Origin of the sequence: Salinispora oceanensis, from assembly GCF_000383575.1 — a bacterium.
GTDB lineage: Bacteria > Actinomycetota > Actinomycetes > Mycobacteriales > Micromonosporaceae > Micromonospora > Micromonospora oceanensis.
Map to the genome: position 1 here is coordinate 5,055,961 of NZ_KB911579.1, position 19,015 is coordinate 5,074,975.

A 19,015-nucleotide genomic window follows, 5' to 3' on the forward strand; every position below is an offset into this window, starting at 1 on the left:
GTTAGGGTGACCGGGTGACGAGGTTCCGGATCGGGGAAGCGGCCGAGCTACTCGGGGTGAGCGCCGACACCGTCCGCCGCTGGATCGACGCCGGGCGCATTCGGGCAGAACGCGACGAGCACGGACACCGCGCCGTGGACGGGGTGGATCTGGCGGCGTTCGCCCGCGCGCAGGCGGCCGAGCGCGACGAGCGGTCCGACGCCTCGTCGGCCCGCAACCGACTACGCGGCATCGTCGTCGGCGTCGTCCGGGACACCGTGATGGCTCAGGTCGACATCCAGGCCGGCCCGTTCCGCATCGTCTCCCTGATGAGCCGGGAGGCCGTTGACGAACTGGACCTGCGGGTCGGCTCGCTGGCCGTCGCCGTGATCAAGTCAACGAACGTACTGGTCGAGCGGGCTACGCCGCCGGCCGGCACCCGGGGAAGGCCGGTGCCGTGAGGCCGCGTACCGCGGTCGTGGCGGGTGCCCTCACGCTGGTCCTGGCCGGCTGTGGCGCCCCAGGCGGCGAAACCGCCGACGGTCGCGTGACCGGCACGGTGACCGTCTTCGCCGCCGCCTCCCTCACCGCGACGTTCGACCGGATCGGGCGCGACTTCGAGGCAGCCCACCCGGGCAGCACCGTCGTGTTCAACTTCGCCGGCAGCTCCGCCCTCGCCACCCAGATCACCGAAGGCGCCCCGGCGGATGTCTTCGCCTCCGCCGCCCCACACCACCTGGCCGCCGTCACCACCGCCGACGGCACGGACGGCACGCCGGCCGTCTTCGTCCGCAACCAGCTCGTCATCGCGGTCGCCGCCGGCAACCCCGAGGGGGTACGAAGCCTGGGTGACCTGACCCGGCCTGGGCTGAAGGTGGCGCTCTGTGCCGAGCAGGTGCCGTGTGGGTCGGCGGCCCGGCGGGCACTCGACGTCGCCGGAATCGCGCTGACCCCGGTCACCCTGGAGGCGGACGTTCGGGGGGCCCTGGCGAAGGTGCGGCTGGGTGAGGTGGACGCCGCCCTCGTCTACCGCACCGACACCCGGGCCGCCGCGCCGGAGGTGGCGGCGGTGGAATTCCACGAGTCCGCCCAGGCCGTCAACGACTACCCGATCGCCGTGTTGGCCGACGCGCCGAACCCGACCGCGGCCCACGCCTTCGTGACCCACGTCCGGTCCGCCGAGTCACAGGCGGTGCTCACCGAGGCCGGGTTCCAGGCGCCGTGACGCTCATCGACCAGCCGGTCCGGCCGGCGAGCTCCCGCCGGCCGCGTGGTGCCCGGCGGCCGGACAGTGGCGTTCCGGTCGCGTTGCTGCTGCCGGCGCTGCTCGGTCTGGCCTTCCTGACCCTGCCGCTGATCGGTCTGCTGGCCCGCACCCCGTGGAGCACCCTGCCGCAGCGGCTCGCCGAGCCCGGGGTACTCGCCGCACTGCGGCTGTCGCTGCTCACCGCCACCCTGGCGACCCTGCTCTGCCTGCTGCTCGGAGTACCGCTGGCGTGGCTGCTCGCCCGGGTGGAGTTCCCCGGCCGGCGGCTGGTACGCGCCCTGGTGACCGTGCCCCTGGTGCTCCCGCCGGTGGTGGGCGGGGTGGCCCTGCTGCTGGTCTTCGGTCGGCGCGGGCTGATCGGCGGCTGGCTCGACCAGACCTTCGGATTCACACTGCCGTTCACCACCGCCGGCGTGGTGTTCGCCGAGGCGTTCGTGGCGATGCCGTTCCTGGTCATCGCCGTGGAGGGGGCACTGCGAGGTGCCGACCGCCGATACGAGGAGGCCGCGGCCACCCTCGGCGCCGGCCGGTGGACCACGTTCACGCACGTCACCGTGCCACTGGTCGGCCCGGGCCTGGCCGCCGGCGCGGTACTGTGCTGGGCCCGCGCGCTGGGCGAGTTCGGTGCCACGATCACCTTCGCCGGTAACTACCCAGGCCGGACCCAGACCATGCCGCTCGCGGTCTACCTGGCGCTGGAGACCGATGTCGAGGCCGCGATCGTACTCAGCCTGATTCTGCTCGTCGTCTCGGTCGTGATCCTGGCGGGGCTACGCGACCGATGGATCAACACACCATGACCGGGCACCTACTGGACGCGCGCCTCGCGGTGGAGCGGGGTGACTTCCGGCTGGACGTACCGCTGCGGGTCGCCGCCGGTGAGGTGGTGGCGCTGCTGGGTCCAAACGGCGCCGGCAAGACGACCGCCCTACGGGCGCTTGCCGGTCTGCAGCCCCTGACCGCCGGCCACATCACGGTGGCGGGCAGCGACCTGGACCGGCCGGACCGGCGCAGGTTCGTCCCCGCCGAGCACCGTTCGGTCGGCGTGGTCTTCCAGGACTATCTGCTCTTCCCCCACCTGAACGCGCTCGACAACGTGGCCTTCGGTCCCCGCCGGCACGGCGCCAACCGGCGGACGGCCCGGCGCAGCGCCGGCGAATGGCTGGCCCGGGTGGGGCTGGTCGAGCACGCCCGCCGGCGACCCGGGCAGCTCTCCGGCGGGCAGGCCCAGCGGGTGGCGCTGGCCCGAGCGCTCGCGGTACGGCCGGCCGTGCTGCTGCTCGACGAGCCGCTGGCCGCCCTGGACGCCCGTACCCGCCTGGACACCCGCGCCGAGCTGCACCGGCACCTGGCCGCCCACCCCGGCGCCACCGTGCTGGTCACGCACGACCCGCTCGACGCGCTGGTGCTGGCCGACCGGCTGGTGATCGTGGAGGAGGGCCGGGTGGTCCAGGAGGGGGATGCGGCCGCCGTCACCACCCGGCCCCGTACCGACTACGTCGCCCAGCTGGTTGGGCTGAACCTGCACCGGGGCCAGGCCGAGAACAACTCTGTTCGGGTCGCCGACGACCTCCTGCTCACCGTCCCGGAGCACCTCGACGGGGACGCCTTCGTCGCGTTCCGCCCCTCGGCGGTGGCGCTGCACGACGACCAGCCCGCCGGTAGCCCACCCAACACCTGGCCGGCCACGATCGCCGGGGTGCAGCGCCACGGCGACAACCTGCGGGTGCAGTTGGACGGGCCACTCCGGGTCGCGGCCGACGTACCACCCGCGACCGCGGCGACCCTGCGCCTGATACCGGGCCAACGGGTGTGGGCCGCGGTCCGGGTGACGGAGACGCACGCCTACCCGGCGGGCTAGTTCGGGCTCTCAGGTGCCGGGGCGGTACGGGGCGAGCGGGTTGGCCAGGGTGCCGACGAGTTGCAGCGCCCCAGCCGGGTCGGCGAGGTCAACCATCTGCTGGTTGTCGCGCAGCTGCAGCCGGTTGAGGCAGGAGAGCGCGAACTCGGGCGCGAAGAGGTCGTACCGGCGGGCCCGCTCGGCCAGGTGCGGCACCCGGTCCAGGTATCCGGCGGCGGATTCGGCAACCGTCCGCCAGAAGGTCTCCTCCGGGCAGACCCCCGCCTCGACCAGCACGGCGTTGAGGTGCCGCAGGAAGCAGTCGATGACATCGGTGAAGATCGACAGCAGTCGCATCTCCTCCGGTACGTCGGCTCGGATCCGCTCCACCGCCGGTGGCAACGGCGCGTCGGCGCTCATCACCGCGATCTCCTCGGCGATGTCCTTGAAGATCACCCGCTCGACCACGCCCTCGTGCAGGACCAGGATGACGTTCTCGCCGTGCGGCATGAACACGAGGTCGTGCGCGTAGAAGGCGTGCAGCAACGGCACCAGGTAGGCGTCGAGGTAGCGGCGGAGCCAGGCCGCCGGGGTCAGCCCCGAGGCGGCGATCAGCGCGGCGGTGTGGGACCGACCGTCCGGGTCAACGTGCAGGAGCGAGGCCATGGTGGCCAGTCGCCGGCCCGGAGCCAACCCCTGCACCGGGCTTTCCCGCCACAGCGCCGCCAGCATCTTTCGGTACGGGGAGTAGCGATCCGTCGCCGCCTCGTACTGCCCATGCCGGTAGCCGACGGCAGCCCGCTCGCGCAGGATGGTCAGCCCGGTGCCGCGGAACACCTCGTCGCCGTCGATCAGGTCGGCGAGCCAGTCGTTGATGGCCGGGGTGGCCGCCATGTAGGCGGCCGACAGGCCCCGCATGAAGCCCATGTTCAGCACGGACAGCGCGGTCTTCACATAGTGCCGGCCGGGTTCGGTCAGGTTGAAGAAGGTCCGGATGGACTGCTGGGCCCGGTAGTCGTCCGGCCCCGCACCGAGGTAGATCAGGTGCCGGCGGGCCACCTCCCCGGCGAAGGTCACCGAGAGCTTGTGCTGCCACTGCCAGGGATGCACCGGGATCAGGTGATGGTCGGCGAGGTCCAGGCCGAGCCCGGCCAGGGTGGCGGCGAACCGGGCCCGGGTCTGCTCATCCAACTCGGCACGGATCAGGGTGTCGTAGTCCAGCTCGGCCGAGCAGCTGAAGGTCGAGTGGTCCCGGTGCGCGGCGAGCCAGATCAGCCGCACCGGCGCGGCGGCCTCCGGCGCGTACCGGTGGTAGTCGTCAGAGCTGAACCCGAGCCGGCCGTTGTTGGCCACGAAGCAGGGGTGTCCCTCGGTCATCGCCGACTCCACGGTCTGGAAGTCGGCGTTGACCAGTTCCTCCGCCGCCGGCCCACCTCGGGCGAGCTTGTACGCGGTCCCGGCGAGGGTAGCGGTGATCTCCTCCAGGTAGACCGGCAGGACCCGGTCGGAGAGACCGAGCGCGCCGCGCAGTTCCAGGCAGAAGTCGCCGGCGTCAACGGACAGCTGCCCGGACTCCCCGTGTCGGGTGATGCTGTCGGGGTCGATCTGCCAGTGGTCCAGGGCGAGCAGCCGGGCGGTGAAGCGGTACTCGATCGTGCCGTCGTCGCTGCGGACGCGGTAGCGCCCCGGCTCGGCCGGCATCGGCTCCGGGGTGAGCAGCCGTTCGTGCGCGAACTCGGCGAGGGCCTTGCGCACCAGCAGCCGGTTGGCCTGCTCCCAGCGCGCCGGGGTGAGGTGCGTGACGGCGTCGCCGGGGGTCATGCGGGCGCTCCTTCGGTCGCCGCGCGAAAGGCCGTACGGGTGCAAATGCTCAGGAGGGCGGTCTTCGCCGGTAGCGCCACCGGGCCGACGACCTGGAAACCCACGGCGGCATTGCGGGCGTGGACAGCGGTGTTTCGGATGTCCGGCTCCACCACGACCCGCTGGGTGGCGGGGTCGGCGAAGAGCCAGTCCAGCACCGTCGTGAGGACGGCATGGGTGAACCCGGGCACGGGCGCCTCGGTGGGCGCACAGAGGAAGTGCATGCCGACGTCACCGGGGTGCGCGTCGTACCGGCCCACGAGTTCCACGTGGGCCGGGTCGTAGCGTTCGGCGAGAAACACCGGTGCCCCCTGGTGCCACCCGAGGTACGCGTCGTGGTGCGGGTGGTCGGCGATGCGCCGGTACTCAGCGGCGACCTGCGCCACGTCGGCGTCCTGCATCAGCCAGAAGGCCGCCTTCGGGTGCGTTACCCAGCGGTGCAGCAGTGGGGCGTGACCCTCCGGGTCGAGAGCGCGCAGCGTGAACTCGCCCAGGAGCGGGTCTTGGCGGGTGTGCACGGTCACGAGTCCACCGCCGCCGGGGCCCCGAACTCCTGGAAGGTGACGCTCTTCTCCACCGGGTAGTACTCCCGGCCGAGCAGCTCCCGGATGAGGTACGAGTTCCGGTACGGTCCCATGCCCAGGTCGGGTGAGGTGACGCTGTGCGTGTGGGTGCCGCCGTTCTGGAGGAAGACCTCCCGTCCGGTGTGGTCGATGCTGTAGTTACGGGCGATGTCGAACCGGCCGTGGCTGTCCCAACGGAGTCGGTCCCGGATCCCGTCCACGAACGCCGGCACCTGGAACCGGTAGCCGGTGGCCAGCACCAGGCCCTCGGTGTCGAGGGTGAAGTCCCGGCCCTGCTCGTGGTGGCGCAGACCCAACGTGTACGTACCGGCGTCGTGAGCGGCGCTGACCAGCTCGGTGTTGGTGAGCAGCCGGGTACGGACCGGGCCGTCGACGCTGCGCGCGTACAACAGGTCGAAGATGCTGTTGATGAGGTCGGAGTTGATCCCCTTGAGCAGCCCGACCTGCTCGGACTCCAGCCGGTAGCGGGTCTCCTCCGGCAGCGCGTGGAAGTAGTCCACGTAGTCCGGTGACGTCATCTCCAGCGTCAGCTTCGTGTACTCAAGCGGGAAGTAGCGGGGCGACCGCGTCACCCAGTTGAGCTGGTAACCGTAGGTGTCGATGTCGGTGAGCAGTTCGTGGTAGATCTCGGCGGCGCTCTGCCCACTACCGACGATCGTGATGCTCCGCTTGCTCCGCAGTGTGTCCCGGTGCTCGAGGTAGCGGGAGTTGTGGAACACGTCCCCGCCCAGCCCCTGGCAGACGGCGGGCAGCTCGGGCGAGGTGCCGGTGCCGAGCACCAGGCGCCGGGCCCGGTGGGTGACCGGGCCGTCGGCGGTCTCCGCGTGCACCACGTACTCGCCGTTGACCTCGTCGTACTCCACCGTGGTGACGGTGTGCCCGAAGTGCAGGTTCGACAGCCGGTCTGCCGCCCACCGGCAGTACGCGTCGTACTCCGCCCGCAGCGGGAAGAAGCTCTCCCGGATGTAGAAGGGGTAGAGCCGGCCGGTCTCCTTCAGGTAGTTGACGAAGGAGAACGGCGAGGTGGGATCGGCGAAGGTCACCAGGTCGGCGAGGAACGGCGTCTGCAGTCGGGTGGACTCCAGCAGCATGCCGGGGTGCCAGGAGACATCGGCCCGGGCCTCAAGGAAGAGCCCGTCCAGCTCGGAGATCGGCTCGGTCAGGCAGGCCAAGCCCAGGTTGTAGGGGCCGAGCCCGATCGCGATGAAGTCGTGGGTGGTCATGTGCTTCTCCAGACGGGGTGTTGCGAAGTGGTTGATCAGGCGACCGAGCAGGACAGGTCGGCGGGGCGGCCGCTTCGCCCGGAGGCGTCGTCGTGCGCGTACCGGCCGGCGTGTTCGGCGATCAGGTCCAGCACGAGCGTCACGTCCGCGCTCGTGGTCGCGGGATTGAGCAGGGTGAACTTGAGGTGTGCCCGGCCGTCCACCATGGTGCCGGCCACCATGGCGACGCCGGAGGCGGCGAGTTGGGCCCGGGCGTGCCGGTTGGCCTCGTCGGCCAGTTCGGCGTCGGTGCCGGCGGGGCACCAGCGGAAGACGACGGTGCTCAGCGGCGAGCGGGCTACCACCTCGAAGCGGGGGTCGCCGTCGGCGAGGGCCCAGGCGTCAACGGCGCGGCGGCAGACCTCGTCGAAGAGGGCGCCGATCGCGTCCGGTCCCATCACCCGCAGGGTCAACCACAGCTTCAGCGCGTCGAACCGGCGGGTGGTCTGCAGACTCTTGTCCACCTGGTTCGGGATGCGCTCGGCGACCGCCCGGGCCGGGTTGAGGTAGTCGGCGTGGTAGGTGGCGTGCCGCAACACCTGGCGGTCCCGGACCAGCAGCGCGCTGGAGCTGACCGGTTGGAAGAAGGACTTGTGGTAATCGACGGTCACCGAGTTGGCCTGCTCGATGCCGTCGAGCAGGTGCCGGCGGGTCGGCGAGACCAGCAGGCCGCAGCCGTACGCGGCGTCGACGTGCAGCCAGACGCCGGCGGTGGCGCAGCGCCCGACGATCTCCGGCAGCGGGTCAATGGTGCCGAAGTCGGTGGTACCGGCGGTGGCGACCACCGCCATCACCGGCAGGTCGGCCCGCTGACAACGCTCCAGTTCCCGGTCCAGCGCCTGCGGGCACATCCGGCGGGCCGCGTCGGTCCCGACGGTGATCACCGCGTCCGGCGCCAGTCCGAGCAGCTTCGCGGCCTTCTGGACGCTGAAGTGCCCGGCGGCGGAGGTGAGGATCCGCAGCCGGGGCAGGAGCGCGGCCCGGGCGTCGGCATCGGCGGCGTGCGCGACGGCCTCCTCCCGGGCCAGCAGCAGGGCGTGCAGGTTGGACTGGGTTCCCCCGCTGGTGAAGATCCCGTCGGCGGCTGCTCCCAGGCCGATCCGGGCGGCCGTCCACTCGATCAACCGACGCTCGATGAGGGTGGCGCCAGCGCTCTGGTCCCAGGTGTCCAGCGACGGGTTGACCGCGGTGAGCATCGCCTCGCCGAGCAGCGCGGGGATCGCCACCGGGCAGTTGAGGTGGGCCAGCGAGCGGGGGTGGTGGAACCAGACCGCGTCGCGCAGCCACAGCTCGTCCAACTCGTCCAGGGCGATGGTGTGGTCGCCGAGCGGCCGGTCGAGCTCGACTCCGCCGACGAGCGGGGCCAACTCGTCCGGGATGACCCCGGTGAAGGGGCGGTCGACCGCGGCGACCCGCTGGGCCACCCGCTCCACCCCGTCGGCGAGCGCCTGTCGATAGTGGTCGACCGAGCCATTGCCGAGCAGGTACGCCTGAGCGGCCTCGACAGTGCCCGGGGACGCGGACCCCGAGTCGGTTCGGGCCGCGCTGGGCCCTTGGTCGAGCGGTACGGCGGCAACGGGGCCTGCGGACGGGTTCATGGCTGATCCTCATGTTCATGGCGCCCGGATGCGGGCAGCCGCCATCGTCCGCCGTGCGCTGACGGCGGTTGCGGTGAGTGGCTTCGGGCGGTCCCGGCCAGCGTCGCCGGCCGGGACCCGACGGTCAGCTGACCTTCTTCGCACCCTTGATCGCGGTGGCCAGGTTCTCCAGCAGCGGAGCGGCACCGGCGTACGAGAAGCGGGGCACGGAGTCCCAGGCGGTCACCTGGTTGGCCGTCACGGCCGGCAGCTGCGCCCAGGTCGGCTTGGTGGCGAGGTCGTCGGCCTGCAGCGCGATACCGCGGTTGTCGAGCAGCAGCAGGTCGGCCGGGAACTTGCCGGCGTTTTCCCAGCTGAGTGCCTCGAAGTAGTCACCCGCCTCCAGCTTGGTGGGCACCACGAGGTCAACGCCGAGCTCGGCGAAGTACATCAGGTCGGTGCTGACCTGCGGGTTGGAGACGTAGAACAGGTCGGGGCTGCCGGAGCAGGCCATCACCTTGATACCGGGGTTGGCCTTGACGGCTTCGCGGACCGACTCCGCGGCGGCGTCGAAGCGAGCCTTCGCCTTGGTCACCGCCGGCGCGGACAGGTCCGCGCCGAGGGACTCGGCGAGCTGCGCGTATCGTTCGATGGGCTGGGTCATGGGCACCCGGGCAGTGGTGATCGCCGCGACCGGGGCGAGGGAGACGATCTTGTCCTTGCTCTCGTCCGGCACGTACCAGAGCGCATCGGGGTCGTACATGTGGGTCACCAGCAGTTCGGGCCGCAGGCCGGCATACTTCTCCAGGTTGAACTCACCCCAGGTGTTGCCGAGGATCTCCACGCTCTCCACGTTCAGCTCCCCGGCCTGCGGGTCCTTGCTGCCGTCGGCGCGGGTGGTCTCGCCGAACACGCCGACGACCTGCTCGTTGACGCCGAAGTCGACCAGCGCCGCGGCCACTCCGGTGAAGGCGACCACGCGGGTCGGAGGCGCGTCGGCGGAGAGCTTCTCGCCTCGGTCGTCGGTGAAGGACCAGGGGCCGGAGTCAGTGTCGGCGGCGGGGGTGCCGCTATCCTCGCTGCCGCAGCCGGCGAGGAGGGCGGCCAGGCTGACACCGCCGGCGGCGGCGAGCAGGCCACGACGGGAAAGTCGACGGGCGGACGCGGGATGCGACATGTTAGATCTTTCGGTCGGGGTCGCGGGTGACCATGGACAGCGAGGTTAGGCTAACCTAACCAGTAATGCTGTCAAGTCCCGCCCCCGCGATTCGCACCAACTCGGAGCCCACCCTGTCCGTCACTCATTCACCGCCGTCCGCTGCACAAGCGGTTTCGGCGCACCCCACCCGACGCGGTCGCACCGCCACCCGCGCCAGCGGCCTCGCCGCCGCCGTGCTCCTGCTCGCCGTCGTCGCGGTGCTCAGCATCGCCGTCGGGGCGAAGGCCCTCCCCCTCGCCGACGTCTGGCCCGCCCTGCTCGACCCCGGCGCGGACGAGTACACCGTGGTCCACCAGATGCGACTTCCCCGCACGCTGCTCGGCCTGCTCGCCGGGGCCGCCCTCGGGGTGGCCGGGGCGGTCATGCAGGCACTCACCCGCAACCCGCTCGCCGACCCCGGGCTACTCGGCATCAACGCCGGCGCCTCCGCGGCGGTAGCCACCGGCACGGCCCTCGTCGGCGTCGCGGGACTGAACGGACAGATCTGGTTCGCGCTGATCGGCGCTGCCGCCGTCACCGCCGCCGGCTACGTCGTGGGCGGTGGGCGCGGCGCCACCCCCGCGCGACTGGCCCTCGCCGGCGCCGCGCTCAACGCCACCCTCTACTCGTATGTGAGCGCGATCATGCTGCTCGACACCGCCTCGCTGGAACGGCTGCGGTTCTGGACCGTGGGCTCGCTGGCCAGCGCCGAACTGGCCATCGTCGGCACGATGGCACCGTTCATCGCCGCGGGGCTGCTGCTCGCCCTCGCCGTGGCCCGCCCACTGAACGCCCTCGCCCTCGGCGACGACACCGCACGGGCGCTCGGCGCGCGGCCGGCGCTGATCCGGGCGGCGGTCATCGCGGCGGTCACCCTGCTCTGTGGCGCCGCCACCGCCGCCTGTGGACCGATCGTCTTCGTCGGACTGCTGGTCCCGCACCTGGTACGCGCGCTGACCGGGCCGGACCTACGGTGGCTACTGCCCTACTGCGCCGTGCTCGCACCCGTGCTCCTGCTCGGCGCCGACGTGCTCGGCCGGATCCTCAGCCGCCCCGGCGAACTCCAGGTCGGCATGGTCACCGCCGTGCTGGGCGGGCCGCTCTTCCTCTGGTTGGTACTCCGTGGGCGGGTGGGGCAGCCATGATCGTCTTGCGTACTCCTGGTGACATCTCGCTGCGCCTGCACCCGCGCGCCCTCGCCGTCGGCCTGACCTGCGCGCTACTCACCCTGGCCGTGGGTGTGCTGGCACTCGGCAGCGGCGACTACCCGATGAGCGCCGCCGACGTACTCCGCACCCTGGCCGGCGACGGCACGCCGGCCGAGGAGTTCATCGTCCACGAGCTACGGCTCCCCCGCCTCGCCACCGCGATCGCGGTGGGCGCCGCACTGGCTCTGGCCGGCGCCGTCTTCCAGACCCTGGTCCGCAACCCCCTGGGCAGTCCCGACCTGCTCGGCTTCACCCAGGGCGCGGCGACCGGCGCGCTGGTGGTGGTCGTCGTCGGCGGCACCAGCACGATGCTCTCCGGCGCCGCCGCCGTCAGCGGATTCGCCACCGGCCTCCTGGTCTACGTGATCGCCTGGCGACGCGGAGTGCACGGCTACCGACTCGTGCTGGCCGGCATCGGGGTCGCTGCGATCCTCACCGGGATCAACGGGTGGCTGCTCACCCGCGCCCCGCTGATGGACGCCGCCCGGGCCGTACTCTGGCTCACCGGCAGCCTCGACGGCCGGGGCTGGATCCACGCCCTGCCGGTCCTGATCGCCCTCGCCCTACTCGGGCCGGTGGTGCTGGCCGGCGCCGGGCCCGCCCTGCGGCTGATGGAGATGGGCGATGACTCCGCCAACGCCCTCGGCGTGCCAGTCGAACGACTACGGCTGGCCCTGCTCGGCGCGGCCGTACTGCTGGTCTCCCTCGCCTCGGCGGCTGCCGGCCCGGTCAACTTCGTGGCGCTCACCGCGCCGCACCTGGCCCGACGGCTCACCCGCGCACCCGGGCCCAACCTGCTGCCCTCGGCGCTGCTCGGGGCGCTACTACTGGTCGTTGCCGACGAGATCGCTCAGCGCGCCGTCCCCGGCCACCAACTGCCGGTAGGCGTCGTGACCGGCTTGATCGGCGGCGGATACCTGATCTGGCTACTGGCGGCCGAGCGCCGGGCGGGCCGACTGTGACAACGACGGAGAACGGAGCACCGAAGATGCGGTCCCGGTTGCGTGGTAGCGCGATGACCCTGGCGTACGAACGGCGGACCATCTCCCGCGAGTTGACCGTTGAGATTCCGGACCGGTCATTCACCGTCGTCATCGGCCCGAACGCGTGCGGCAAGTCCACCCTGCTGCGGGCCCTGTCCCGGCTGCTCCAGCCGAGCACCGGCGCGGTCCTGCTGGACGGGGCGGATATCCACCGACGCCCCGCCCGGGAGATCGCGAAGACCCTTGGCCTGCTACCCCAGTCGTCGATCGCCCCCGACGGCATCGGGGTGGCCGAACTCGTCTCCCGGGGCCGATACCCCCACCAGGGGCTGCTGCGGCAGTGGTCCCGCGAGGACGAGGCGGTGGTCGCCGAGTCGATGGCGGCCACCGGCGTCACCGACCTCGCCGACCGTCCGGTAGCCGAACTCTCCGGCGGGCAACGGCAGCGGGTCTGGCTCGCCATGGCACTCGCCCAGCAGACCCCGCTGCTACTGCTCGACGAACCCACCACGTATCTGGATATCGCCCACCAGATCGAGATCATGGACCTCTGCGCCCGGCTGCACGAGGAGGAGGGCCGTACGCTGGTCGCCGTGCTCCACGACCTGAACCAGGCCGCCCGCTACGCGACCCACCTGATCGCGATGCGCGACGGGCAGGTGGTGGCGACGGGCCCGCCCCAGACGGTGGTTACCGCCGCGCTCGTTGAGGAGGTCTTCGGCCTCCCCTGCCGGGTCATCGACGATCCGGAGACCGGCACCCCGCTGGTGGTGCCGGCGGCCCGGCGCCGGACCCCGATCGGAGTCACGACGTGAGACTCTTCCGCGACCGGTGGGGCGTGCCGCACCTGCGGGCCACCGAGCACGCCGAGCTCGCCTACGCCCAGGGCCGGGTCACCGCGTACGACCGGGCCTGGCAGATCGAGGTGGAGCGGCACCGATCGCTGGGGGCGAGCGCCGCGTTCCTCGGCCCCGAGGCGGTGCCGTGGGACCGGCTCGCCCGCCAGGCCCGCCTCGCCGACACCGCCCGCCGCTGCCACGCCCGCCTCGACCCGGCGACCGCCTCCTGGGTGGGCCGGTACGTGGCCGGGGTCAACGCCGGCCTGGCCGCGGGGGCGGCCCGCGACCCGCGCTTCGCCACCGCTGGGCTCGAGGCCGGCCGGTGGGAGCCGTGGACCCCGCTGGCGATCTGGCTGGCCCACCACGTCCTCTTCGCCGGCTTCCCCAGCAAGCTCTGGCGCGAGCACGTCGCCCGGCGACTCGGCCCGGACGCCGTCGCGCTCTTCCAGGCGGACGCGCCGGTCAGCTCCGGCAGTAACGGCTGGCTGCTGGCCGGCGAACGTACCGCCACCGGTGCCGCCATACTCGCCGGCGACCCACACCGGTACATCGAGGACCCGGGTATCTACCAGCAGATCCGCCTCGCCTGCCCGGCGTACGACGTGGTCGGCCTGGCAGTGCCGGGGGTTCCCGGCATCGCCCACTTCGGGCACACCGGCGAGGTCGCCTGGGCGATCACCAACGCGATGGCCGACTACCAGGACCTGTACGCCGAGCGGCTACGTCGACGGGGCGGCGGCGTGGAGGCGTACGGGCCGGACGGCTGGCTACCGACGCGCACCCACACAGAGACGATCACAGTGGCCGGCGGCGAGCCGGTCGAGGTGGAGGTGGTGGAGACCGACCGGGGGCCGGTGATCGTCGGGGGCCCGGAGTCGGCCGAGGCGATCAGTCTCCGCTACCCACCCCGGGTCACCGGCGAACTGGGCTTCGCCGCGTTGCCGGCGCTGCTGCGGGCTCGCACCGTCGCCGACGTTGACGCCGCCGTGGAGCACTGGGTGGAGCCGGTCAATGTGGTGCTCGCCGCCGACACCGCCGGTGGGCTGCTACACCGGGTCGCCGGTGCGGTGCCGACCCGCCCACCCGACAACGGCCTACGGGTCGTGCCGGCGTGGGAGCCCCGGTACGCCTGGTCTGGCTGGTGCGCGATGCCGCGGGCTACCGTCACCGAGGTCGCCGTGATGGCCAACGAGAGTGCGGTCTCCGCTCCGCTGGGGGTCGAGTTCGCACCCCCGCACCGGGCCCGGCGCATCCGCGAACTACTCGACGCGACCGCCGGTTGGACGGCGGAGCGAATGGCCGACGTGCACACCGACACGTACACGGCCGCGGCCGGGCCGCTGCTGACCCTCCTGGCGGGCCTGACGGAGCTGCCGACGCCGGCCGCCGCGCTGCGGGACCGGCTGCTGCGCTGGGATCGACGGATGGCCGCCGACAGCGCCGACGCGGGTGCCTTCGCCGCCGTCCGGGCCGCCCTGGTCCGGCGGATCACCACGCATCCGGCGCTGGCGGCGCTCGCCGACCCACCGGCATACCCGGAGGTTTTCGCGCCCTGGCTGGCGCTGACCCCGCGGGTGGGGACGGCGCTGGGCGCGCTGCTCGCTCCCGACGCGCTCCCCGGGCTGGACGCGCCGGCCCTGGTCCGGGCCGCGCTGCTGGAGGTCGCGGGCAGCGACCTCGACCCCGCCGTCGGCGGCGAGGCAGCCCGGTGGGGCGCCCGGCACCGGCTCGCGCCCTGGCGGGCGGCGCCGGTCAACGTGGTTGCGGCAAACCTGGTCGCGGACAATCCGGTACCGGACTCCTCGGAGGCGGATGCCGGACCGGAACTCGGCGGGGAGCACGACTGTGTGCTCTCCACCTCCAGCGTGCCGGGGGTAACCGACCTGTGCCGGCGCGGACCGGCCGCCCGGTACGCCTGGGACCTCGCCCGGCGCGAGAACAGCCACTGGGTGGTACCCCTCGGCGCGGATGGCGTGCCGGGCTCGGCGCACGACGACGACCAGTTGGCAGCCTGGCAACGCGGGGAGCTGCTGCCGGTGGTCACCGACTGGGACAAGCTGATTGAGGAGCGAGATGGGTGACCGGGTGGTCTTCGGGCGGGTAGTCGCGGGTTTCGGCGAGGTGCAGCTGCGGCCGGTGGATCCGGAGGGCGACCTGGACCTCATCCACAGCTGGGTCAGCCAGGAGCGGGCCCGGTTCTGGGGGATGCGTGACGTCGGTCGGGATCGGGTTGCGGAGATTTACCGCTACCTGGACTCACTCCCCACTCACCAGGCCTGGCTGGCGCTACGCGACGGGGCGCCAGCGGCGCTGTTCCAGACATACCAGCCGCACGCCGATCCGGTCGGTGAGGTGTACCCGGTCCAGCCCGGCGACCACGGCATACACTTTCTGATCGGCCCGCCGCCCCGCCCCGCCCGCCCCGAGCCGGGCTTCACCGGCCACCTCTTCGGCTTCCTGGTCGACTTCGTCTTCGCCGACCCCACCCACCAGCGGATCGTCGCCGAGCCGGACGCCCGCAACGACCGAGCACAGGCTCGACTGCGCCGCACCGGCTTCGTCGATGGGCCGCTGGTCGACCTGCCGGAGAAGCAGGCCCGACTGATGTTCCTGGACCGCGCCGCCGCGGGCCGCTGACTGACCGGCAGCGGGAAGGTCCGTATACGGGACGGCTCAGCAACCGAGCGGTTCTGGACCGGCGGGCCGGTACCTCCTCCCACCGCTGTCGAGCTGCCCCACGGACGAGACCATTGCCGGCGGCTTCCTGAATCGGCAACAGCGGCGACCCGGCCCGTCCGACCGGCGGAGTCACCGCCTCAGCCGACTTCGCGATCGACGAGCCCTATTCAGTCGGCAAACGGGCCTCGGACTGTCACGCCCCCGTCAACAGCGACGCTTTGCCCGGTCACGTAGGACGAAAGCGGTGCGGCCAGGTAGACGGCAGCCGCAGCGGCATCATCCGGAGCGCCGAGTCGGCGCATCGGAATCTCGGGCACCTCGCCGGCAGGCTGCGTAGCATTCGCCACCGCCGTTGCGATGGCACCGCAGGCCACGACATTCATCCGGATACCGTCGGCGGAGTATTCGGCGGCGACGGTCCGGGCAAGACTTACGAGGCCGGCCTTGGCGGCACCATAGCCGGCCTGCGTGGGTGCGGCCATTACCCCAGTGACCGAACCGACACTTACGATGGAACCGCCCTGACCCTGGGCCAGGAAGGCTCGGATCGCGGCGCGGACCGCACGAACGACATAGCCAAGGTTCATGTCGTACGCGAGGTCCCAGTCGTCGTCGCTCATCTCGTGCAGCCGCACCGCGGGCACGAACGCGACCTGCCCGCCCACGACAGTCACGAGCGTGTCGAGCCGGCCAAACTCGGCGATGGTGGCGGCAACAAAGGCGTCCACGGTTGGTCGGGACCGTACGTCGCCGACGAGGGAAAGCGCGCGGGCGCCTGATCCGATCAACTCCTCAACGGCATCGTGCGAGCGCGCACTGTCGACGTCAGCGACGGCGACGGCAGCGCCGGCCGAGGCGAACGCCCGCGAGATCGCCCGTCCGATTCCGTCGCCTCCGCCACCGATAACCAGCGCGTTCATGCCGTCGAGTGGTTGAGCTAGATCACGCATCGCTAAATTCTTTCATGACGATGGGTGTCGTCGGTGACCCCGACGCCGCGGGCCGGTTGATCCGGGCGACCACGGTCCCCGCCCAGCCGCTGCCGGGTCCGGCGAGCCAGCCGCTGCCGAGCCAAACTCCCGGAAGCTGGACGCGCCGCGCGCGGGGTGGGTGATGGTCCCCGCCGCCGTCACCGACGAGTGGCACCCCCTCCGGGCCGCCGGGCTGCCCCGTTCTCGAGGGCAGCTCGACAGTCCGCAGGGAGACCTACAGGGAGACCTCCGGGCCGACCGTGGCCCACACCCCGCCGCACGGCACCGCCCAAACCCGTCACCACCCAGACCCGGCACCGCCTGCCCCCAAACCACCGCCCCACCGCGGGGGCTAGGGCGGGACAGCACGGCGTTGGCACATCCACACCAGCTGCTGCCGTCAGCCGGGACAGCGGTCGGAGAGGGCATAGCGGACCAACGCGACATCGCCGATCTGCCGCACCTCGGCGATCTGGGCTCGGCGACCGGCGTGCCACGGAAAAGAGCCGTCTCGCACGAAGCGGGGTGCCCGGCCGTCCCCGACGAAGAACGGGGCGACCACCAGGTGCAGCTCGTCAACGAGCCCACTGGAGAGGAACTGGGTGTGCATGCTCGCGCCCCCCTCCACCAACAGCCGGCCGATCCCCCGCGCGGCCAGATCGGCAAGCACCGGCGCCAGATTGACCGGTTCCCCGGCGTCAACCACGGTGGCGACCTGGCCAAGGCGCTCCCGGGCCTTCTCCATCCCCGAGGTGGCACAGTAGATCAACCGTACGGTCGCACCGGTGGTGAATACCCGGGCCCCTGGGTCAAGGTCGCCACAGCCGGTGACGGTCACCCGGGCAGGCGAGGCAGCCCGGCCACGGGCAACCCGCTCGGCCCGTCGCGCCGCGGACCGCACCAGCAGCCGCGGATCGTCTCGCCGGATGGTGCCCGCACCGACCAGGATCGCGTCGCAGCCAGCCCGCACCTCGTCGATCCGGTCCAGATCAGCGTCGTTGGAGAGCACCAGTCGCTGACCGGTCGCGTCGTCGATGTAGCCGTCCAACGACGCGGCACAACTGAGCAGGACGTACGGGCGCTCAGTCATGTACGAAGGGCAGGTCGAGGGCGTGCTCGCCACGAGTCGCCTTGACCGCCAGATAGTCGGCGTTGGCCGCGGAGAGGAAGACCCCGGTGGTCACCCGTTCGCTGACGGCGATGCCGTGCCGGCTCAGCTGTGCGCACTTGTCCGGGTTATTGCTGAGCAGCGCGACCCGGTCCACGCCGAGGGCGGTGAGCATCTGCGCGGCGACGGTGTAGTCCCGCTCGTCCGCCCGGTGGCCGAGGGCGACGTTCGCCTCGTACGTGTCCAACCCGGCGTCCTGCAACGCGTACGCCGCCAACTTCGCGTACAGGCCGATGCCCCGGCCCTCCTGGCGCAGGTAAAGCAGGTAGCCACCGCGCTCGGCGATCCGTTCGACCGCCTCGCGCAGTTGCGGGCCGCAGTCGCAGCGCTGACTGCCGAACACGTCCCCGGTAAGGCACTCACTGTGCGGTCGTACCAGCGGCACCGAGGGCTCCGTCGGCACAGCCGCCGGGTCAGTCCGGTCGCCGAGCCCGAAAGCCAGGTGCTCGCGACCGTCAACCAGACCAGCGAAGGAGTAGACCCGGGCCGTGGTGGCGTACCCGTCTGGAAATCGTATCGGGACGATGACCTGGGTGCGGATCGTGGCAATGGGATGCATCGGACTCCTCGTCAGCGGGTGCCAGCCGGCACGCGGACACGACGGGCCGCCAGGACGGCGGCCCCGGGAAGACTGGCGACGAGCACCAGAGCTCCATAGACGATGGCGGTAGAGACGCCCTCAGCGGCGGAGAGACCGGCTGCGCCGAAGGCCCACGCGGCCACGCCCTCGCGGGGCCCGAAGCCAGCGATGTTCGCCGGAACTCCCATCGCGAGCAGGGCCAGTAGGGTCAACGGCAACAGCAGCGACAGCGGCGCCGTCGAGCCGGCGGTTCGGGCGGCGAGCACAAAGGTCGCCAGGTGCCCCGCCACCGCCAGGGTCGAGGCGAGCAGCACCCCGAGCCAGGTGCGGCGGGCCAGTAGGCCGACGCGGATGTCGGCGATGGCGACGCGGACCGCCCGCGCCCACCGAGACTGACCGGCGGGACGCAGCCACGCCAGGAGCGCTGCGCCGAGGCCGACCGCGGCCAGCATAACGGTCACCACCGGCAGATACGGCCGGACCGGGGACGGGAACGTGGCCAGCACCACCACCGCGACCACCGCGAGGACCGCCTGGCCGGCGGTCCGCTCCCAGAGGACGGCCCGGACACCCCGGCCGAGGTCCCCCGCGGCCTGCCCGTGGCGGACCGCCCGGTGTACGTCGCCCAGGATCCCGCCAGGCAGGGTCGCGTTGAGAAAGACCGCCCGGTAGCAGTGGGCGACGGCGGTTCGCAGCGGCAGCCGGACCCCCAGTCCCCGGGCCACCAGGCTCCAGCGCCATGCGCCGCAGACCGTGGTGATCCCGCCGATCGCCAGCGCCGCCGCCAAAGCTGGAGCGGTGATCAGACGCAGCCCATCGAGAAACGGGCCGGTGCCCACCAGCCAGAGCAACAGCGCCAGCAGACCGAGACCGCCCAGTGCCCGGGCCCACGCCCAGAGCCGGCCGTCGGCCGCCGCTGTGCGCGACACCATCACCATCCGGTCCCCCCGCGCGAGTCGCCGACCCGGGGGTCCGCCGGCTCTACCCGCTTTACTTCCGTGCCGTGGGCACCCTCCACAG

Annotated in this window: 18 protein-coding genes; 9 read left to right on the forward strand and 9 right to left on the reverse strand. The window is 72.1% G+C overall.

Features of this window, described 5'->3' with window-relative positions; genetic code table 11:
* Window positions 1-14 precede the first annotated feature (14 nt).
* Genes SALPAC4_RS0123225 through SALPAC4_RS0123240 form a run of 4 tightly spaced genes read left to right on the forward strand, consistent with a single transcriptional unit; the run spans window position 15 to window position 3,107 of the window.
* Window positions 15-440 carry a TOBE domain-containing protein gene (locus SALPAC4_RS0123225; protein ID WP_018730517.1) on the forward strand — a complete coding sequence of 142 codons (426 nt, stop codon included), beginning with the start codon at window positions 15-17 and terminating at the stop codon, window positions 438-440.
* Entirely contained in the window at window positions 437-1,204 is a 768-nt protein-coding gene (gene modA, locus SALPAC4_RS0123230) for a molybdate ABC transporter substrate-binding protein (RefSeq protein ID WP_027645029.1), read from the forward strand. The genes SALPAC4_RS0123225 and modA overlap by 4 nt, the downstream gene beginning before the upstream one ends.
* A complete protein-coding gene (locus tag SALPAC4_RS0123235) occupies window positions 1,201-2,046 on the forward strand; it encodes an ABC transporter permease (RefSeq protein ID WP_018730519.1) in 846 nt (281 codons plus the stop codon). Before modA ends, SALPAC4_RS0123235 begins: the two co-directional genes overlap by 4 nt.
* Window positions 2,043-3,107, forward strand: coding sequence for an ABC transporter ATP-binding protein (locus SALPAC4_RS0123240; RefSeq protein ID WP_019872412.1), 1,065 nt, complete (start codon window positions 2,043-2,045; stop codon window positions 3,105-3,107). Before SALPAC4_RS0123235 ends, SALPAC4_RS0123240 begins: the two co-directional genes overlap by 4 nt.
* 9 nt (window positions 3,108-3,116) lie before the next feature.
* On the opposite strand, the gene SALPAC4_RS0123245 is transcribed toward SALPAC4_RS0123240, so the two are convergent.
* The 5 genes from SALPAC4_RS0123245 to SALPAC4_RS0123265 form a co-directional block, all read right to left on the reverse strand.
* Entirely contained in the window at window positions 3,117-4,907 is a 1,791-nt protein-coding gene (locus SALPAC4_RS0123245; protein WP_019872413.1) for an IucA/IucC family protein, read from the reverse strand.
* Window positions 4,904-5,470 carry a GNAT family N-acetyltransferase gene (locus SALPAC4_RS0123250; protein ID WP_019872414.1) on the reverse strand — a complete coding sequence of 189 codons (567 nt, stop codon included), beginning with the start codon at window positions 5,468-5,470 and terminating at the stop codon, window positions 4,904-4,906. The genes SALPAC4_RS0123245 and SALPAC4_RS0123250 overlap by 4 nt, the downstream gene beginning before the upstream one ends.
* Complete coding sequence (locus tag SALPAC4_RS0123255; protein WP_019872415.1) at window positions 5,467-6,753, reverse strand: lysine N(6)-hydroxylase/L-ornithine N(5)-oxygenase family protein; 1,287 nt, start codon at window positions 6,751-6,753, stop codon at window positions 5,467-5,469. Before SALPAC4_RS0123255 ends, SALPAC4_RS0123250 begins: the two co-directional genes overlap by 4 nt.
* 35 nt (window positions 6,754-6,788) lie before the next feature.
* Window positions 6,789-8,390, reverse strand: a complete 1,602-nt coding sequence (locus SALPAC4_RS0123260; RefSeq protein WP_019872416.1) for a pyridoxal phosphate-dependent decarboxylase family protein — start codon at window positions 8,388-8,390, stop codon at window positions 6,789-6,791.
* A gap of 124 nt (window positions 8,391-8,514) precedes the next feature.
* Window positions 8,515-9,546, reverse strand: coding sequence for an ABC transporter substrate-binding protein (locus SALPAC4_RS0123265; RefSeq protein WP_019872417.1), 1,032 nt, complete (start codon window positions 9,544-9,546; stop codon window positions 8,515-8,517).
* Between the two features lie 65 nt (window positions 9,547-9,611).
* Between SALPAC4_RS0123265 and SALPAC4_RS0123270 the strand changes: the two genes are divergently transcribed.
* Genes SALPAC4_RS0123270 through SALPAC4_RS0123290 form a run of 5 tightly spaced genes read left to right on the forward strand, consistent with a single transcriptional unit; the run spans window position 9,612 to window position 15,234 of the window.
* On the forward strand, window positions 9,612-10,712 hold the full coding sequence (locus tag SALPAC4_RS0123270; protein ID WP_019872418.1) for a FecCD family ABC transporter permease: 1,101 nt from the start codon (window positions 9,612-9,614) through the stop codon (window positions 10,710-10,712).
* On the forward strand, window positions 10,709-11,737 hold the full coding sequence (locus SALPAC4_RS0123275; protein WP_018736588.1) for a FecCD family ABC transporter permease: 1,029 nt from the start codon (window positions 10,709-10,711) through the stop codon (window positions 11,735-11,737). Before SALPAC4_RS0123270 ends, SALPAC4_RS0123275 begins: the two co-directional genes overlap by 4 nt.
* Before the next feature lie 26 nt (window positions 11,738-11,763).
* Entirely contained in the window at window positions 11,764-12,573 is an 810-nt protein-coding gene (locus SALPAC4_RS0123280; RefSeq protein WP_027645030.1) for an ABC transporter ATP-binding protein, read from the forward strand.
* Window positions 12,570-14,678 (forward strand): penicillin acylase family protein, encoded by a 2,109-nt coding sequence (locus tag SALPAC4_RS0123285; protein WP_020113557.1) that lies wholly within the window; start codon window positions 12,570-12,572, stop codon window positions 14,676-14,678. The genes SALPAC4_RS0123280 and SALPAC4_RS0123285 overlap by 4 nt, the downstream gene beginning before the upstream one ends.
* Window positions 14,671-15,234, forward strand: coding sequence for a GNAT family N-acetyltransferase (locus tag SALPAC4_RS0123290; RefSeq protein ID WP_019872421.1), 564 nt, complete (start codon window positions 14,671-14,673; stop codon window positions 15,232-15,234). Before SALPAC4_RS0123285 ends, SALPAC4_RS0123290 begins: the two co-directional genes overlap by 8 nt.
* Before the next feature lie 209 nt (window positions 15,235-15,443).
* Here SALPAC4_RS0123290 and SALPAC4_RS0123295 read toward each other — a convergent pair whose 3' ends face one another.
* The 4 genes from SALPAC4_RS0123295 to SALPAC4_RS0123310 form a co-directional block, all read right to left on the reverse strand.
* The gene (locus SALPAC4_RS0123295; protein ID WP_019872422.1) at window positions 15,444-16,196 is read right to left on the reverse strand and encodes an SDR family NAD(P)-dependent oxidoreductase; all 753 of its coding nucleotides are present in this window, start codon (window positions 16,194-16,196) and stop codon (window positions 15,444-15,446) included.
* A 451-nt stretch (window positions 16,197-16,647) separates the two neighbouring features.
* Window positions 16,648-17,337 (reverse strand): RibD family protein, encoded by a 690-nt coding sequence (locus SALPAC4_RS0123300; protein ID WP_019872423.1) that lies wholly within the window; start codon window positions 17,335-17,337, stop codon window positions 16,648-16,650.
* Complete coding sequence (locus SALPAC4_RS0123305; protein WP_018736593.1) at window positions 17,330-17,974, reverse strand: GTP cyclohydrolase II; 645 nt, start codon at window positions 17,972-17,974, stop codon at window positions 17,330-17,332. Before SALPAC4_RS0123305 ends, SALPAC4_RS0123300 begins: the two co-directional genes overlap by 8 nt.
* A gap of 11 nt (window positions 17,975-17,985) precedes the next feature.
* Window positions 17,986-18,933, reverse strand: coding sequence for a lysylphosphatidylglycerol synthase transmembrane domain-containing protein (locus tag SALPAC4_RS0123310; RefSeq protein ID WP_019872424.1), 948 nt, complete (start codon window positions 18,931-18,933; stop codon window positions 17,986-17,988).
* Between the last annotated feature and the right edge of the window lie 82 nt (window positions 18,934-19,015).

Excerpts from the sequence above, each read along its gene's own strand:
- SALPAC4_RS0123265 (WP_019872417.1), bottom strand. The coding sequence starts at position 9,546 with ATGTCGCATCCCGCGTCCGCCCGTCGACTTTCCCGTCGTGGCCTGCTC.
- SALPAC4_RS0123255 (WP_019872415.1), bottom strand. The coding sequence starts at position 6,753 with ATGACCACCCACGACTTCATCGCGATCGGGCTCGGCCCCTACAACCTG.
- SALPAC4_RS0123260 (WP_019872416.1), bottom strand. The coding sequence starts at position 8,390 with ATGAACCCGTCCGCAGGCCCCGTTGCCGCCGTACCGCTCGACCAAGGG.
- SALPAC4_RS0123245 (WP_019872413.1), bottom strand. The coding sequence starts at position 4,907 with ATGACCCCCGGCGACGCCGTCACGCACCTCACCCCGGCGCGCTGGGAG.
- SALPAC4_RS0123310 (WP_019872424.1), bottom strand. The coding sequence starts at position 18,933 with ATGGTGATGGTGTCGCGCACAGCGGCGGCCGACGGCCGGCTCTGGGCG.
- SALPAC4_RS0123270 (WP_019872418.1), top strand. The coding sequence starts at position 9,612 with ATGCTGTCAAGTCCCGCCCCCGCGATTCGCACCAACTCGGAGCCCACC.
- SALPAC4_RS0123280 (WP_027645030.1), top strand. The coding sequence starts at position 11,764 with ATGCGGTCCCGGTTGCGTGGTAGCGCGATGACCCTGGCGTACGAACGG.
- SALPAC4_RS0123305 (WP_018736593.1), bottom strand. The coding sequence starts at position 17,974 with ATGCATCCCATTGCCACGATCCGCACCCAGGTCATCGTCCCGATACGA.
- SALPAC4_RS0123300 (WP_019872423.1), bottom strand. The coding sequence starts at position 17,337 with ATGACTGAGCGCCCGTACGTCCTGCTCAGTTGTGCCGCGTCGTTGGAC.
- SALPAC4_RS0123240 (WP_019872412.1), top strand. The coding sequence starts at position 2,043 with ATGACCGGGCACCTACTGGACGCGCGCCTCGCGGTGGAGCGGGGTGAC.
- SALPAC4_RS0123290 (WP_019872421.1), top strand. The coding sequence starts at position 14,671 with ATGGGTGACCGGGTGGTCTTCGGGCGGGTAGTCGCGGGTTTCGGCGAG.
- SALPAC4_RS0123275 (WP_018736588.1), top strand. The coding sequence starts at position 10,709 with ATGATCGTCTTGCGTACTCCTGGTGACATCTCGCTGCGCCTGCACCCG.
- SALPAC4_RS0123295 (WP_019872422.1), bottom strand. The coding sequence starts at position 16,196 with ATGAACGCGCTGGTTATCGGTGGCGGAGGCGACGGAATCGGACGGGCG.